The organism is Polynucleobacter sp. 78F-HAINBA, assembly GCF_018882325.1.
Classification (GTDB): domain Bacteria; phylum Pseudomonadota; class Gammaproteobacteria; order Burkholderiales; family Burkholderiaceae; genus Polynucleobacter.
In genome coordinates this window covers 138,705-154,903 of sequence record NZ_JACVOQ010000003.1, presented here as the reverse complement: position 1 = coordinate 154,903, position 16,199 = coordinate 138,705, and the positions used below count along the sequence as shown (strand labels likewise).

The 16,199-nt window shown below is 46.8% G+C and carries 16 protein-coding genes; 5 read left to right on the top strand and 11 right to left on the bottom strand.

Annotation, left to right across the window (positions count from 1 at the left end; all coding sequences use genetic code 11):
- Positions 1 to 11: 11 nt before the first annotated feature.
- From ICN11_RS04420 to ICN11_RS04405, 4 genes are read right to left on the bottom strand one after another with little or no spacing between them, the layout of a single operon-like run.
- A complete protein-coding gene (locus ICN11_RS04420; protein ID WP_370623595.1) occupies positions 12 to 2,357 on the bottom strand; it encodes a bifunctional (p)ppGpp synthetase/guanosine-3',5'-bis(diphosphate) 3'-pyrophosphohydrolase in 2,346 nt (781 codons plus the stop codon).
- Positions 2,358 to 2,372: 15 nt separating this feature from the next.
- Complete coding sequence (gene rpoZ / locus ICN11_RS04415; protein ID WP_011902918.1) at positions 2,373 to 2,576, bottom strand: DNA-directed RNA polymerase subunit omega; 204 nt, start codon at positions 2,574 to 2,576, stop codon at positions 2,373 to 2,375.
- Between the two features lie 45 nt (positions 2,577 to 2,621).
- Entirely contained in the window at positions 2,622 to 3,272 is a 651-nt protein-coding gene (gene gmk / locus ICN11_RS04410; RefSeq protein WP_216224870.1) for a guanylate kinase, read from the bottom strand.
- A 21-nt stretch (positions 3,273 to 3,293) separates the two neighbouring features.
- Entirely contained in the window at positions 3,294 to 4,232 is a 939-nt protein-coding gene (locus ICN11_RS04405; protein WP_216229340.1) for a YicC/YloC family endoribonuclease, read from the bottom strand.
- Between the two features lie 32 nt (positions 4,233 to 4,264).
- Between ICN11_RS04405 and rph the strand changes: the two genes are divergently transcribed.
- The 3 genes from rph to hemW are packed head-to-tail and all read left to right on the top strand — an operon-like array spanning position 4,265 to position 6,817.
- Entirely contained in the window at positions 4,265 to 4,996 is a 732-nt protein-coding gene (rph, locus tag ICN11_RS04400; protein ID WP_216229339.1) for a ribonuclease PH, read from the top strand.
- 17 nt (positions 4,997 to 5,013) lie between these two features.
- Positions 5,014 to 5,613 carry an RdgB/HAM1 family non-canonical purine NTP pyrophosphatase gene (gene rdgB / locus ICN11_RS04395; protein ID WP_216229439.1) on the top strand — a complete coding sequence of 200 codons (600 nt, stop codon included), beginning with the start codon at positions 5,014 to 5,016 and terminating at the stop codon, positions 5,611 to 5,613.
- A gap of 7 nt (positions 5,614 to 5,620) precedes the next feature.
- Positions 5,621 to 6,817 carry a radical SAM family heme chaperone HemW gene (gene hemW, locus ICN11_RS04390; protein ID WP_216863141.1) on the top strand — a complete coding sequence of 399 codons (1,197 nt, stop codon included), beginning with the start codon at positions 5,621 to 5,623 and terminating at the stop codon, positions 6,815 to 6,817.
- 29 nt (positions 6,818 to 6,846) lie between these two features.
- Here the strand turns inward: hemW and ICN11_RS04385 are convergent, their stop codons facing one another.
- Positions 6,847 to 7,650, bottom strand: a complete 804-nt coding sequence (locus ICN11_RS04385; RefSeq protein ID WP_216229337.1) for an enoyl-CoA hydratase/isomerase family protein — start codon at positions 7,648 to 7,650, stop codon at positions 6,847 to 6,849.
- A 73-nt stretch (positions 7,651 to 7,723) separates the two neighbouring features.
- Positions 7,724 to 8,722: a tripartite tricarboxylate transporter substrate binding protein gene (locus ICN11_RS04380; RefSeq protein WP_216229336.1), complete on the bottom strand. Its 999-nt coding sequence runs from the start codon at positions 8,720 to 8,722 to the stop codon at positions 7,724 to 7,726.
- Positions 8,723 to 8,802: 80 nt separating this feature from the next.
- On the opposite strand from ICN11_RS04380, the gene ICN11_RS04375 reads away from it, so the two are divergent.
- Positions 8,803 to 10,017, top strand: a complete 1,215-nt coding sequence (locus tag ICN11_RS04375; protein ID WP_370623600.1) for a CaiB/BaiF CoA transferase family protein — start codon at positions 8,803 to 8,805, stop codon at positions 10,015 to 10,017.
- Positions 10,018 to 10,095: 78 nt separating this feature from the next.
- On the opposite strand, the gene ICN11_RS04370 is transcribed toward ICN11_RS04375, so the two are convergent.
- The 5 genes from ICN11_RS04370 to ICN11_RS04350 all read right to left on the bottom strand — a co-directional run bounded on the left by ICN11_RS04370 (position 10,096) and on the right by ICN11_RS04350 (position 15,323).
- Positions 10,096 to 12,198 carry an alkyl/aryl-sulfatase gene (locus ICN11_RS04370; RefSeq protein ID WP_216229334.1) on the bottom strand — a complete coding sequence of 701 codons (2,103 nt, stop codon included), beginning with the start codon at positions 12,196 to 12,198 and terminating at the stop codon, positions 10,096 to 10,098.
- 94 nt (positions 12,199 to 12,292) lie between these two features.
- On the bottom strand, positions 12,293 to 13,735 hold the full coding sequence (locus tag ICN11_RS04365; RefSeq protein ID WP_216229333.1) for a sensor histidine kinase: 1,443 nt from the start codon (positions 13,733 to 13,735) through the stop codon (positions 12,293 to 12,295).
- Positions 13,736 to 13,795: 60 nt separating this feature from the next.
- Complete coding sequence (locus ICN11_RS04360; protein ID WP_216229332.1) at positions 13,796 to 14,470, bottom strand: cytochrome b/b6 domain-containing protein; 675 nt, start codon at positions 14,468 to 14,470, stop codon at positions 13,796 to 13,798.
- Positions 14,467 to 14,928 carry a diheme cytochrome c gene (locus tag ICN11_RS04355; protein ID WP_255533030.1) on the bottom strand — a complete coding sequence of 154 codons (462 nt, stop codon included), beginning with the start codon at positions 14,926 to 14,928 and terminating at the stop codon, positions 14,467 to 14,469. The genes ICN11_RS04360 and ICN11_RS04355 overlap by 4 nt, the downstream gene beginning before the upstream one ends.
- Before the next feature lie 11 nt (positions 14,929 to 14,939).
- Positions 14,940 to 15,323, bottom strand: coding sequence for a DUF1924 domain-containing protein (locus ICN11_RS04350; protein WP_216229331.1), 384 nt, complete (start codon positions 15,321 to 15,323; stop codon positions 14,940 to 14,942).
- A gap of 245 nt (positions 15,324 to 15,568) precedes the next feature.
- Here ICN11_RS04350 and ICN11_RS04345 point away from each other — a divergent pair, with 245 nt between their 5' ends.
- Complete coding sequence (locus tag ICN11_RS04345; RefSeq protein WP_216229330.1) at positions 15,569 to 16,150, top strand: hypothetical protein; 582 nt, start codon at positions 15,569 to 15,571, stop codon at positions 16,148 to 16,150.
- The last annotated feature ends 49 nt before the right edge of the window (positions 16,151 to 16,199 follow it).

Below are 16,199 nucleotides of genomic sequence, written 5' to 3'. Positions count from 1 at the left end.
CTTAAAAGAATTTAGCTAACCCGCACCCGGGTCACGCGCATCACATCGTGATTGGTACGTAAGCTACGCATCACCTTGGAAAGGTGCAAGCGATCTGATACTTGGATCGTAAACCGAATGGTGACGGCATCTTCTTTGTAGCGATCATCCATCGACACGTTCATGATGTTGGAGTCAGCAGCAGTCACACTACTTGCGACCCTAGCCAATACACCTTTACCTTGGCGCGTATCGATCGCGAGATCAACCTCAAATTCTCGGTTGACCTCTTTGCCCCACTCAACCTCAACCCACTTGTCACTGTCCTTGGAGAGCATTCTGAGGGCTACTGGGCAGTCGTTGGTGTGGACCTGCAAGCCCTCACCCTTGCCAAGATAACCAATAATGTTGTCGCCTGGAATCGGGTGACAGCAAGTTTGGAAACTAATTGAGTTACCTTCGCGTCCATCGACCAAGATGGCCTGACGCTGATGATGGTGAGACGCAATTTCTTGTTGAGGAGAAACCCAGTCCGCCGCGCCCAAGCGCATTTGCTCTGAGCCACCCTCGTCATCAATCAAAATCTTTAAGCGAATGGCTAGCTCTTGAGGGGATCTACGACCCAAAGCAATATTGACACAGGCTTCCTCGCGGGTTTTATCACCAGTCCAATGCAATAGCTTTTCCCAAATCTCGGGCGATAGCAGTCCGGCATCTACGCCTTGTTGTCGTAAGGCATTAGCCAAGAGGCGCTCACCCAACTGCAAAGACTCGGCATAGTGCTTGGTCTTGAGCGAATGACGAATGGAGGCACGCGCTTTACCGGTTCGAACAAATGCCAACCAACCTGGATTAGGTTGAGAGTTGGCTGATGTCACTACTTCGACAATATCGCTATTCTTGAGCTCGCTGCGCAAAGGCAACTGCATGCCATTAATCTTCACAGCCACACAAGTGTTACCTACATCACTATGAATTGAGTAAGCAAAGTCTAAAGCGGTAGCGCCACGTGGCAAGGCCCTGATCTGCCCTTTTGGAGTGAAGACATAAACCGCATCCGGGAACAAATCAATTTTGACGTGCTCCAAGAATTCTTGTGAATCTCCACTGCTATCCTGAATATCAATTAAAGATTGCAACCATTGATGTGCGCGGTTTTGTACCTCGCTCATATCTGGGGTGCCATCTTTATAAGCCCAGTGAGCGGCAACGCCTGCCTCGGCAACTGCGTGCATATCACTCGTACGTATCTGAAACTCTACCGGTACACCAGATGGGCCTAATAGTGTGGTGTGTAGAGATTGATAACCATTGAGCTTAGGAATTGCAATGTAATCCTTAAACTTGCCTGGCATTGGTTTATAGAGTGCATGCAAAATTCCGAGAGCCCGATAGCACTCGTCAATCGAATGCACGGTGACCCTGAAGGCGTAGACATCAAGTACCTGAGAAAAACTCAAGTGCTTACTACGCATTTTGTTGTAAATACTAAAGAGGGTTTTTTCTCGACCTTGCAGATCAACCTCGAGATCGGCTTTTGCAAATGCCATCCGGGCATTTTGCAAAATCTTCTCGACCATTTCTTTGCGATTACCACGCGCCCGCTTTACTGCACCTTCAATCACTCTGAAGCGCATTGGCATGGAGTAACGGAAACTAAGATCTTGTAAGTCGCGGTAAATAATATTGAGGCCGAGACGGTGCGCAATCGGTGCGTAGATCTCAATCGTTTCAGCGGCTACTCTGCGACGCTTTTCCATTGGGACCGCATCTAGCGTGCGCATGTTGTGTGTGCGATCAGCTAGCTTCACCAAAATGACGCGCACATCTCGCGCCATCGCCATAAACATCTTGCGGAAGCTTTCAGCCTGCGCCTCAGCATGGCTCTGGAATTCCAACTTATCGAGCTTGGTTAATCCCTCAACTAGCTCCGCAACTTTGCTACCAAACTTGCCAACCAGGTCTGCTTGAGTACAACCCGTGTCTTCGATCACATCATGCAGTAAGGCCGCCATGATGGAGGAGGCATCTAGGCGCCATGTGGCGCAAAGTTCAGCTACCGCTACGGGATGGGTAATGTACGGCTCGCCACTATGACGATACTGACCGAGATGAGCAGCATCAGCAAAATGAAAAGCCTGCTTGATGAGATTCACTTCATCAGGCTTGAGATAGCCCAATTTAGAAATCAGACCATCAATAGAAACAACTTGATGCTTTAAAGGTAATGTTGGCGCAGAGGTAGGGCCAAATAAATGTCGGCTCGACTGAGCCAACAAGGTGGCGATGATGGAAGACTTATCGCTCTTAGCAGTCTCTTTAGGCGAGACCTGGCCTTTGGATTCCGATGTGTTTGGGTCGCCTAAGGGGAGCTCCACAACGGAACCCCTGTATTACAAAGGTACTTTGGTCAACATGTCACGGTCAGTTACACCAGCAGCAACTTCACGCAACGCAACTACCGTTGCTTTATCTCTGGACTCAACACGTGGGGAGTGACCTTGAACCAATTGACGTGCGCGATAAGTCGCGGCCAATACCAGCTCAAAACGATTTGGGATAGTTTTTAGACAATCTTCTACAGTAATACGGGCCATGCTGAACTCACTTAAATTTAGCTTCAATACCTATAGGATAACTGATTAGACCCCAAGGCGCCTTAAAAGCGCAGGGTTGCGAGCCATAATCGGTCCGGAGCGCAGGCGGCTGGCTGCCACCACATGGCGTAAATCAATTAAGGCCTGCTCAAAATCATCATTGATCACAATGAAATCCGCTTCATGGGCATGCTGGAGCTCTAAATGGGCCGCAGCTAACCTTCTCTGAATGGTTGCCTCATCATCCTGCCCTCGTTTGCGCAAGCGCTCCTCTAGAGCCTCAAATGAAGGTGGGAAGATAAAGATCCACTGTACTTCCGGAATGATTTGACGAATTTGCTGAGCACCCTGCCAGTCGATTTCTAACATGACATCGCGCCCGGTTTTCATCTGGGTTTCGATCCAGGCTTTGGAGGTGCCGTAAAAATTGCCGTGCACTTCTGCATGCTCCAAGAAATTACCCTGATCGCGTTCAACTATAAATTCTTCTCTTTTGATAAAGCGATAGTCTTTGCCATCTACCTCACCTGGCCTTGGTGCACGCGTTGTGGTTGAAAGGGAGAGCTTGAGTGCTGCATCTTCTTGCAGTAAAGCGTTCACCAAAGAAGATTTGCCAGCGCCTGATGGGGCAACGATCATCAACATACTGCCTTGGTAGGCAGGAGATAAGTTAGCTTTAGGTTTGGGGCTGGCCATAATAATTTGTGTAAGTAACAGTTACTCTAAATTTTGCACTTGTTCACGCATCTGCTCAATTAAGAGCTTGAGCTCTAAAGCAGCTTGCGTGCATTCTTCTGAAACGGATTTGGAGCTTAAGGTATTGGCCTCACGGTTCAACTCTTGCATCAAGAAATCTAAACGCTTACCTACCGGCCCTTTGCCTGCAAGCGCAGTATCTACCACCTGAAGATGTGTCTTGAGGCGAGCAAACTCTTCCGCCACATCGATGCGAACTGCGTAGAGAACAACTTCTTGACGAATACGCTCCATCAACTCAGTACCAGACCCACTACTTTTACCTTGTTCTTGTGCAGCCAATGCTTCTGCCAGACGCTCAGTCAGTTTCTCTTGATACTGGGCTACATAGACAGGAACCTTAGGCTCAATCACCTTAACAATCTCACGCATCTTGCTAGTGATATTGGTGAGTACTGTGACCAAGGCTTTACCTTCTGTGTGGCGACTATCCATTAGCGCAGCCAAAGCAGCGCGGCCCGCTTCTACGGTGGCGGCAATCCAGCCCTCTTCTTCACCTCTAGGCTCAGAAACAATTCCGGGCCAGCGCAAAATATCAGCGATACGCAATGCTTCAGCATTGGGAAAGGCTACTTGAGCATGCTCTTGAAGTGTATAGAGGGCATCCAAGCGATCCTTGTTCAAGGCACCTAAGGCATGGGGGTTAGCTTTTGCAGCCCCAGCGGCACCCGAATTAACACGCCAGGCAGCCCGAAACTCAACCTTACCCCGAGAAAGGCTTTGAGTAGCCATCTCTCGTAAGGCAGGCTCAGCCCCGCGACACTCGTCCGGAAGACGAAAGCCCAAATCCAGAAAGCGGCTATTAACAGCCCGACATTCCACTTGCAGATCAGCTACAACGCCAGCTCCTAGGGAGACTTGACGAGAAGCGCTGCCATAACCAGTCATGCTCGATATCATATGGACATTGTAGATCTTTAGGACCACACCCCATGACTCAGCACAACATCACCCGCCCTAGTGGCCGCACCCCTACGCAATTACGCCCTGTGAGCATCAGCCGTGCCTTTACCAAGCATGCGGAAGGCTCAGTCCTGATTGCCTTTGGTGACACCAAGGTGCTCTGTACAGCCAGCGTTCTAGAAAAAGTGCCTCCGCATAAAAAAGGCTCTGGTGAAGGTTGGGTTACCGCTGAATACGGCATGCTCCCCCGCTCTACCCATACCCGTAGCGATCGTGAAGCAGCGCGCGGCAAACAATCTGGACGCACACAAGAGATTCAGCGCTTGATCGGTCGTGCAATGCGCAGCGTCTTTGATCTAAAAGTCTTGGGTGAAAGAACTATCCATTTAGATTGCGATGTCTTGCAGGCTGATGGCGGAACAAGAACTGCATCAATTACTGGCGCCTATGTAGCAGCACGCGATGCAATTAATACCCTCCTGCAAAGTGGTGCACTCAAGGCCGACCCAATTATTGATAGTGTTGCAGCGATTTCTGTTGGCATCTATCAAGGCGTCCCCGTGCTCGATTTAGATTATCCAGAAGATTCTTCTTGCGATACCGACATGAATGTCGTTATGACAGGCAAAGGCGGCATGATTGAAGTGCAAGGCACAGCTGAAGGCGCTGCCTTCTCACGCGCTGAATTAAATGCACTGCTTGATTTAGCAGAACAAGGTATTGCGGACTTAACGCAACTCCAAAAAGAAGCGTTTAAATAAAAGATTAAAGGTAGATGGTGCAAAAACTCGTTCTCGCCTCTAACAATGCCGGCAAGGTTCGGGAGTTTCAGGAACTCTTAGCGCCTTTTCTATTTCAGGTCATCCCTCAAGGCGAGTTAGGCATTCCTTCAGCAGAAGAGCCGCACCATACTTTTGTTGAGAATGCGCTTACTAAGGCACGTCATGCCAGTGCTGCCAGCGGCTTGCCCGCACTTGCTGATGATTCAGGAATTTGTGCTCATGCATTAGATGGGGCACCAGGAGTTTACTCGGCACGCTATGCAGGCGTTGATGGAGATAGTGCAGCTAACAACCAAAAGCTGATTGCATCCTTACAAGGTAAAGCCGATCGTGGGGCGCATTACGTTTGCGCCCTCGTCATGGTCAATAGCGCCAATGATCCAGAGCCGCTGATTGTGCAAACTCGCTGGTATGGCCAAATCATTGATGACGCCAAAGGTGCCCATGGCTTTGGTTATGACCCCCACTTCTTTTTACCTGAACTTGGCAATACAGCCGCAGAACTAGAGCCTTCTGAGAAAAATCTCATCAGCCATCGTGGTCAAGCATTGCGCGAACTCATCGCCGAACTTCAAAGCCGTGCTCAATCCGCTTAATCCGGTTTTGGCAACCCAGCCAAAACTCACTGCCCTTCCCCCGTTATCTTTGTATATTCATTTTCCGTGGTGTGAAAAGAAGTGCCCTTATTGTGATTTCAACTCGCATCAAATTAAAGATGGTGTTGGTAATGCAGATGCAGGCGCAAAAGCCTCTCAGGGATTTGATGAAGCGCGCTATATCAAGGCCCTCATTGCTGATCTTGAGACAGAACTACCTCGCATCTGGGGTCGTCAAGTACATAGCATCTTTATTGGTGGCGGCACTCCGAGCTTGATGTCCGCTAATGGCATGAACGAATTGCTTTCAGCCATTCGAGCGCGCGTGAACTTAGAGCCTGATTGTGAAATCACCATGGAAGCTAATCCCGGCTCAGTTGAAGCGGAGAAGTTTGCTGGCTTTGCTAAAGCAGGCATCAATCGCGTCTCTTTAGGCATTCAGAGTTTTCAAGATCAGCAACTCAAAGCATTGGGACGTATTCATAATGGTGAAGAAGCTAAGCGCGCGATTGCGATTGCTTTGCAACACTTTAAATCCGTCAATCTGGATTTGATGTTTGGCTTACCGAATCAAACTTTGGAAGCAGCTAAAGCCGATATTGAAACTGCGCTCTCGTTTAAGACACCGCACCTATCTTTCTATAACCTCACGCTAGAGCCCAATACCTATTTTGCAAACTTTCCTCCGAAGCTGCCAAACGAAGATGAGATAGATGCCATCTTTGAACAGAACTTGGCGCTATTAGAGAATGCAGGTTATCGGCGCTATGAAGTATCTGCGTACGCTAAAAAAGATCAGGAGTGCAAACACAATCTCAACTACTGGCGCTTTGGGGATTACATCGGAATTGGCGCAGGCGCGCACGGAAAGATTTCCTTCCCAGACAAAATTACCCGCCAAGTGCGGGAGCGTCATCCAGAAAACTATATGCAGGCAATGGAAAGCAAAGGCAATGCATTAATTGAAGCAAGAGAGATTCCCGCTAAAGATCTTCCATTTGAATTCATGCTCAATACATTGCGCCTGACAGATGGCGTTGACACCATCACCTTTAGCGAGCGTACCGGCTTACCGCTAAATGTAGTTTCAAAAGGATTGGAAGAAGCTAGCAAGAAAGGTTTGTTAGATCCCAACCCAAACAAGCTCAAAGCAACTGAACAAGGTTTGCGCTATCTCAATAATCTGCAAGAGATGTTCTTATAAGTCTAAAGATGGGTGTTTGCGGACTTGGATTACTTTCCAGTCCAGACAGGTGGTTTCCCATCTAAAAATGCGGAAACACCATTCTTAAAATCTTCACTGCCATAACATTCCCGAATGAGATCGCTGCAGTCCGGTAAGTTATTTTTAATCAATCTAGCTAAAGTCAACTTGGTCGTTTTTTGTGTAATGGGGGCTAATTTCATTAAGCGTTCAGCCAATTGATTAGCCTCAAGCTCAAGATTTTCGGCTGGATAAGTGGCTAGGAGATAGCCCTGTTTCAATAACTCGGGTGCAGTAACCAGTTCAGCCAATAGCAACATACGCTTTACGATATTGACACCTAGATGCGCGACGAGCCAAGCAACATTGCCGGCAGATAAACAATTGCCCAGAGTTTTTGCAATCGGAACTCCAAAGCGGGCATCTGGTGTGGAGATTCTGAAATCGCAACAACTGGCAATTGCAAGACCTCCACCAACCGCCATGCCATCAATCACCGCAATCGTCGGGATAGGCAATGTTGCCAAGGGGGCTAAATATTGATCGATACCCTCTTCATAAGAAATCCCGTCCTCACCGGACGTAAAGCCGGAGAACTGAGCGATATCACTTCCAGAGACAAAGGACTTGCCTCCAGCACCACGCAAGATAGCAACCTTGGCCTTAGGGTTCTTAGCCAAATCTTCACAAATGGATTTCAGACTCTGATACATCCCTACCGTCATTGCATTGCGGGCGGCAACGTGATCAAAGATGATGTATGCAACATCATTGCGAAGTTCTAAGCGAACCTCGGCAATACGTTCTGGAGTGGAGTTATTTTCTGCTGTCATGAAATAAAAAACCCTCCCTCATTCAAGAGAGAGGGTCTGTAAATACTATAACTGAATAAGCTAATTCTAGAGATTACTCAGACTTGATGTTCAGACTCTTTACCAAGCGCTGATACTTTGCCAACTCACCCGCTAAGAACAAGCTGAAAGCAGCTGGTGTTGCCGGACCTTCTGGCTGCAGACCCTGGGCATCCAATGTTTTCTTAATCTCTGGATCGTTCGTAGCAGCTTTGACTGCCTGGTCAATCTTATTCACTACGGCTGGATCCATACCTTTTGGACCCATCACGGAGTACCAATTGGTCACATCAAATCCAACGATGCCTACTTCGTTAAATGTAGGTACGTTAGGTAGCAATGACAAACGCTTTGGGGTAGAAATTGCCAAAGCTTTTAAATTGCCCTGACGAATCTGCTGCAAGTTTGGTGGCAAGGTATCAAAGTTCATTGTGATTTGACCGCCTAATAAGTCCACAATCGCTTGGCCGCTTCCTTTATAAGGAACGTGATTCATTTCTACACCAGCGATCTTGGAGAACAAGGCGCCGGCGAGATGTTGCGTACTACCAATACCGGATGAGCCATAAGTCATCTGACCTGGATTCTGCTTAGCCAGTGAAATCAACTGCGCTACGGAGTTCACCGGAAGAGAAGATTTAACAACCAACACGTTTGGCACATAACCCAAATAGGTGATCGGCGTAAAGTCTGTCGCTGGGTTGTAAGGAACATTCTTCAGCACAAATGGAGAAATCGCATTGGAGTTGGAATGCCCCATCAATAATGTGTAGCCATCTGGATTAGATTTAGCAACTAGGTCTGCACCAATCGTTCCTGCAGCGCCAGATTTGTTTTCAATAATGACGCTTTGACCCAAAATCTCACTCATTTTTGGAGCAATAGCACGAGCCACAATATCGGTACCGCCACCAGGAGCAAATCCGACAATTAAACGGATAGGTTTAGTTGGGAAGGCCTGTTGCGCACTCGCGGAAAATGGCAATACACTACAAATACCTAGGGCCAAAAAAGCGAATCTGCGCAAAATCCTTTTAGGGGATTGATTGATCATACGGTCTCCATTTTTTGTTTTATATTCAAGGCTAGTATTTAGCAGAACAATATAAACATATAAAAACAATTGAGACAATGATGAAAACACCTACCGGTAAGCCTTTACCCCTAGCGGGAGTTCGAATTCTTGACGTGAGTCAAGTTATGGCGGGCCCCTACTGCTGCATGTTGCTTGCGGACTTGGGTGCTGATGTCATCAAAATTGAACCTCCAGGCACTGGAGACCAGACTCGTGGGGCAATGGGATTCAAGATGAAGGGTTCGGACAGCATGGGCTTTCTGAATATGAATCGCAATAAACGCAGCGTAACCCTCAACCTGAAAACGGAAGCCGGAAAAAAGGTATTTTTTGAGCTGGTTAAAACCGCAGACATCCTCGTTGAAAACTATCGCCCAGGTGTGATGAAAAAATTGGGCATTGATTACCCTTCGTTGAAAGACATTAACCCAGGATTGGTTTATGCCAGCATCTCTGGATTTGGGCAAACGGGTCCATGGGCAGATCGCCCTGGTTTTGATCTGATGGCACAAGCGATGTCTGGCGTCATGAGCGTAACAGGCTATCCGGATGGTCCCCCTGTAAAAGCGGGTGTTCCCGTAGCGGATATTGGTTGCGCCCTCTTCGCGGTCTATGGCATTTTGTCAGCCTATATTGGTAAAACCAAATCTGGTGAAGGTCAATTTATTGACGCTTCCCTGTTTGACTCTGCATTAGCATTCTCGATTTGGGATACAGCGCAGTATTGGGGCACAGGTGTTGAGCCCTACAAGCTAGGCACCGCCAATCACATGAGCGCGCCCTATCAGGCCATGAAAGCCTCTGATGGGTACTTTGTAATGGGCGCTACCAATCAAAAGCTCTGGAAACTCCTCTGCGACAAAATTGATCGCCCAGAATTATTTGAAGATCCGTTGTTTGTCACCAATCCCTTGCGCCTAGCCAATCGCTTAATGTTGGCGGCCGAACTTGAGAAGACCTTTGTCACCAAAACCAGCGAGGAATGGGTTGACCTCCTCCTGGCGGCAGGCATCCCGGCTGGGCCGATCAATACCTACCCCGAAGCTTTTGATAGCGAGCATGGTCAGCACCGGAAAATGCGCATGGAGATTGATCATCCAATCGAGGGCAAAGTTCCCAATATTGGCTTTGCAGTCAAGATGATGGGTACACCACAACAAGTTACGCGCCACCCCCCTTTGCTTGGTGAGCACACTGATGAGGTGCTTCAAGAATTGGGTATTGCTGGAAGCGAACTGAAGGCGCTTGAAGACGGTGGCGCTTTTGCGGCCTAAGGAATTGATCTCTTGCAGGCAAAAGAAATGGGCTCCAAGGAGCCCATTTTTTAATGCACATCTATCACTTGACTTAAGTTAAGCGCCATCTGAGTTCGCAATCGGAGGAGCCTCAAACGGGTCTTTGATTGGTTGAGCTGGCGGAGCTTTTTTAGCCTTTGTACCCGGCATCAACTCAAAGTCCGGGGTAAAGGTAGTCATTGTGCTTCGCAATTGATCAAATGCCTTGCGATCACCTTCGAACTTGGCTTTTCCTTCAGCTTGCAGTTTTTCAAAAGTAGTTTGACCGCCCATGACTTTTTCTAAATCACTGCGATTTACGGTAATAGTTAGATTTGGACTTTTATCCTGGTAACCCTTGATATTGGTCAGCGCAGAATTACTCATCTCAACCACAAACTTCTCGCGGTTATCAGGAGTGTTCAAGTTAATAGTGAACTTCATGCCGGCAGCTTTTTTGCTATCCATGCTGATGGCCAAAGCATTGAGCCAAAGCTCTGTAGTCATTGCTCTGATCATGTCAGGGCCATTGGTCTTTGGTGATGCTCCAGAAGGCATGCCGTGACGCAACTCGTAGGCAGCACCCAAGAAGCTGTTACGCACACTAGGACTTTCTTTTTGATAGCCAATTTGCTCAAAAATATCTGCGAGCAAATCTTTAGCAGCGGTATTGTTTGGCTCTGCGTAAACTAATTTATTTACGATCTCCATTGCTTCGCGATACTTACCCTGCTTATAAAGTTGCTTACCTTTGGCCATGATCTTGGCAGAGCCGCCCATCATCTCTACATACAGCGGCGCAGAATCTTTTGGCGAAAGCGGAATCAAGGTAGCAGGATTAGCATCCCAGTAACCCAAGTAACGATTAATCACTGCACGGCTGTTGTGCTCCTCTGAACCGTGGTAGCTATGTGCTGCCCATTGGGACTTTAAGCTCTCTGGTTGCTTGTAGACGTTATGCACTTCATTGATCGTTACGCCATTGTTCGCCAAATGAAGAACCTCATTGTTCAAGTGTGCATAACTATCACGCTGCGTGCGCATCACTTCTTGCACGCGATCATTACCCCAGCGCGGCCAAGAATGGGAGGCAAACATCACCTGCGCTTCATTGCCATAGCGATATAAGGCATTGTTAATATTCTTAGACCATGCCAAAGCATCACGTACTAGAGCGCCACGTAAGGTATAGATGTTATGGATGGTGCCAGTAATATTTTCAGCAGCCCAGAAAGCCTTCATCTGCGGGAAGTAGGTATTCATCTCTGCAGGCGCCTCTGTACCCGGCGTATTTTGGAATTCCATCTCCACGCCATCCACTGTCATTTTTTCAAATGGCTCATTAATGAGAATGGTTGGCTCGATTAAACCGAGGTTTCCTGCTGCGGTATTTTTACCAATCGATTGGTCAACGTGACCAAATGGGCTGCGCGGCAATAAAACGCCGTACTGGAAATACAAGCGGCGTGTCATGGCATTGCCCGCGTATACGTTCTCTGCAACTGCGTGATCCATGAAGCCGGCTGGGGCAATAATCTTCACTTTGCCACTCTTCACATCCGCCTCATCCACTACACCACGCACACCACCAAAGTGGTCAGCATGTGAATGTGAGTAGACCACTGCTACTACTGGGCGCTTGCCTAACTTCTCATTCACCAACTCCAAAGCTGCTCTGGCAGTCTCTTTTGAGGTCAATGGATCAAAGACAATCCAACCGGTATTGGTTTTAATAAAGCTAATATTCGATAAATCAAAGCCGCGAACTTGATAGATTTTTCCGGGGACGACTTCGTACAAGCCATAACCCATATTGAGAATCGCCTGGCGCTGCAAGGATGGATGGACGCTATCGAAATCCTTGCCTTGCAATAGGAACTCGTAACTACCCATATCCCACGCCACATTTCCTGCATCAGCCATGATGGTTTTATAGGCCGGTGCCGCAATAAACCCCCTCTTAGATTCCTCAAAATCACGCTTATCTTCAAACGGAAGAGTTTTGCGCAAACCGTTTTGTAACTCTACCGTATAGGTTGATGGCGCCTTACCCTTAGCGTCAAAGTGCTTGCCTTGCATTGCACCTGGGTCAGCAACAACTCCACCTCCGCCTGCTGCAAAAACAGCGTTTCCAGAAATTAGTGCGATAGATGCAGTAATCAGGGTTAAGTGGGTTTTCATGGGGGCCTTGAGCTAATGCAAATATTGGTAAAAAAGTACTTATCGAATATAAAGAATCGACTGTCTTTGGGCAATTAGCCCTATAGCTAGTAAGCTACTCCTGCGTGGATGGCAAAAAAACAGTAAATTGAGCACCACCGCTAGGGGCATCTTCATAGCGAATGCGGCCACCATGACGAGAAACAATGTGTTGGCAAAGCCATAAGCCTAAGCCCATACCTGAACGCTTGTTGCTATTGGAGAGTAATTCAAATAAGTGCATCTGGGCATCAATCGGAACGCCGCCGCCATTGTCAGAGATAAGCAATTGAATCCCCCCAGAAACATCTCGACTCTCAATCCGGAGCATTCGAGAGGATCGAGTGGATTCACTAAGAGCCTGGATTGCGTTATTAATGAGATTCAGAAGCACTTGCTGAATCTCGCCACGATTAACATTGATTGCCGATCTTGAGCTCAGATCTAGAGCCACTTGAATATTCTTCGCCTGAATTTCTGGCTTGGTAATTTTGAGAATTGACTCGATCAACTCCACAATATTAATACGCTCTACCCCAATCTTTCCATCAGAGAATATGGAGCGCAGCGATTGAATGATGTTGGTGGCGCGCTGGTTATCAGCCAGTAACGCAGCCAGAATCTCTTGGTTTTGCTCCGCAGTCAAATGACCCTCAGATAACTTCTTCTGTAGAAACTGAATATTCAGTTGCGATGCCCCCAAAGGCTGGTTAAGTTCATGTGCTATAGAGGCTGACAAAGCCCCTGTTGCCGCAGTTTTATTGGCCTTAAGTAAAGTCGAAATTAAATTCTCACGCTCGATTATTAAGGCTTTAATTTCATCATTTTCACTTTTTGATTTTGCGTTTGCCAAGGCGACTTTTTCAGCCCAATAACCCCCAATAGCAATGTAAGAAAGCGTATTAACGACCAACTGACCAACCGTCAGCAATATCAGCAGTTGCGGAAGTTGCTCCACCTTGCTGATAGTAAAACCGGTTGAAGCTAAAACCCCCAGGCGGCCCAAGGAAAAACATAACTCAACTGCAGTTGCATATTGCATATACATTAACTGCTGAGAAGGCTCAAAACTTCTCTTGCGCCTGAGCATCATAATTTGCCAAGAGAAAAATATGATCCCTATTACGCACATAAACGTGGTGCGCATCTCGTAGTTTCCATAAATGCGAAGAAACTCGAAAGTCGGGATAAAAACCACAGTGGATAACGCAAAGCCATATTGCAGGCGCTTACTAATTGGACCAATCAGTGATTTGCAAAATAAGAGCTGAAAAATGGCGGCAATATAAAACAGCGAATTCGCGATGGTGAAATTAAATTCAGTCTTTTCAACGCTCTGAATTACCATGGCGCCACCACCAAAGATCACTAGGGCAAGAACATTCAATATTAATGAACCCATCCAATAAGGATTGGGTCTGAGTTCACTTTGGGATCGGTGATAGTGATAGATGCCCAATAACAAACCCAGCTGGATCATGGCCAGGATAAAGAAATACAGGGCAATCAGAAGCTTCATACTATCTATCGTACAACGAGGGACAGGGCCAAGGAACTACATCCCTCTCGAGTTGGGTATTTACTGCGTGAGGCTGGGCAAGCTACCACTAAGAATTAGATAGAAGAAGTAGATGGTGCCAAGTAAAACTAAAGCTCCAATCAGATACTGCGGATATCGAATACCCTGCTCTGGAAAGCCCTTCTTTTTGCCAGTGACCATAGATCGCACCAGATTCTGCTTTTCAATAACGCTCATTCCAATTGCGGCAATGATATGGACGATCACAAGGCCGAGAACTAAGCTTGCAACCGCTTCATGCATCTCAGATGCAAAATTACCGAAAAATTCTTTAACTGTCAGGTAACCAGTAAATCCAATTAAGAGAATCAGAAGCATCAACACAAACATGACTAAGCCACCCGCAGGATTGTGGCCAACATCATGATGGGGATGACCACGCAACATCGCCATGAAATGCTCAATGACTGCTTTTGGACTTTTGAGGAACTGACTAAATCTGGCGTAGCGAGTACCAATGACACCCCACACCAATCGAACCAGCACGAGTAAGCACGCGGTATAGCCAAATGCATAATGAATCATTGCCAGTCGCTCACTCTCTGAGGTAAGCCAGGCACCTGCAAAACAAATCACCAATAACCAATGAAACACTCTCACTGGCATATCCCACACCATAATTGCTTGCTTCACTTTTCCAGTCGCACCAATCGTGTCGTTTATAGGTGTATTCATTTTGCAGGAATCTTAATATTTTTCTCACTGAAGATGCCATTAGCAGCATCAATGTGACAAGCGCTACAGTTGGCAGGACTCTTAATCCCAGCCCTCTTCCAGACATCCGGCCTCACCTCATCATGTTTACGAATAAACCAAGAAGTTTTAGTGATGCGATTTTCTGGGGCAGTCTCGCTATATTTTTGACGAGTAGCTGCATTCTTAATTAACCAGTTCGTAAGCTCAGCCTGAGTCTTTGCATCCACGCTGGCATCTGTGCCAAAGTGTTTTGACAAACTAGACATCACGTTTTTCCAGCTTTGCTCACTTAATAGTGCTGGCGGATAGGCCATATGGCAACTTGCGCACTCAGCTTCGTAAGAAGCTGGTGCATCAGCAGGCATCGTCATTTTGGCGGCAAACGTAGGTGAAGATGCTAGTAGCAAGGAAGCGGCAATGAATAGAGTTTTTTTCATATTGATGGGTTTTATTTAACAGTCATTAACCAAGAGAGCACATCTGCTTTTTCTTGGGCAGTGCAATCTCTACCCAGCACATCATTGCAGTTACGCTTAAACCACTTCTCAGCTTTAGCTTCATCAGTGAATCTCGCAGGATTGGCGCTAGGTGCTAATGGCTTAATGACCTTGCCAGTAACAATATGTTTGGTGTCGTGATTGGGCGGATTTTCATGGCAGGAAGCACAGCTCCACTCTTTGCCATGTTTGGCATTGAAAAACTGCTCCCCTCTTGCAGGCGAAGCTTTACCTGATTGAGCTTCATAAGACTTCAACAAGTCCTGTGGAGTTGCTGCCATCGTAGAGAAACTTAAGCCAACCAGAATACATACCGCCCATCTTTTAAATAACATACTTACCCCTTGTTTGCTTACTTTCAGGTATTAGTATGCTCCTTTGGTGTGACAATCTAACCCTGATAGATAAGCAGAATAGTCAAGTATTGCAAAGAGATTGAATCCAGTTGACTCAACAATCATTCTGATTACTGATATGAGTAATACAATTGGCAGAATTGCTATTTATTAGCTTTTATCTATTACCGCATTACCCCTTCAATAGGGTATTGCACATGATCAATATTAAGGACCAAATCATTATGAAAAAAATCATCATTGCTATCGTCATTGCTGCTATCGCAGTTGGCGCATACCTTTTCCTCACTAAGCCAAAAGCACCTATCGCTGGTGTAGCTGCTCAAGAAGCTGCCCTCATTTATGACGGCGAAGTAATCAAGATTGATGCTGCAACTCGCACTGTTACTTTGAAAAATAAAGACGGTGAATCTACTGTTGTTGCTGGTCCTGAAGTGAAGAACTTTGCTGAAATTAAAGTTGGGGATCGTTTTGACGTTGTTTACGAACTCGCTGTTGCTATTGAGTTGGTTAAGGTGAAAAATCCAGGCACTACTAGTGAGCAAGTTACTACTAGCACTACCACTGCCCCAAAAGGCGATAAGCCCGGCATCATCACTACTAACACTGTTACTGCTACCGCCAATATTGAAGCGATTGATGCAGCTAAAAATATCGTTTCTTTAAAAGGCCCACAAGGCAACATCTTCAAAGTTAAAGTTCAGAACCCTGACTTGATGAAAGATATCGCTGTAAACGACCAAGTTAAAGTGGTTTACACAGAAGCGATTGCTGCAGTAGTAAGCGCACCAGCTGCTAAGAAGTAATGCAATAACGTTTTCTAGTTACTTGAAAGACAAAACCCCAGCAAGTGTG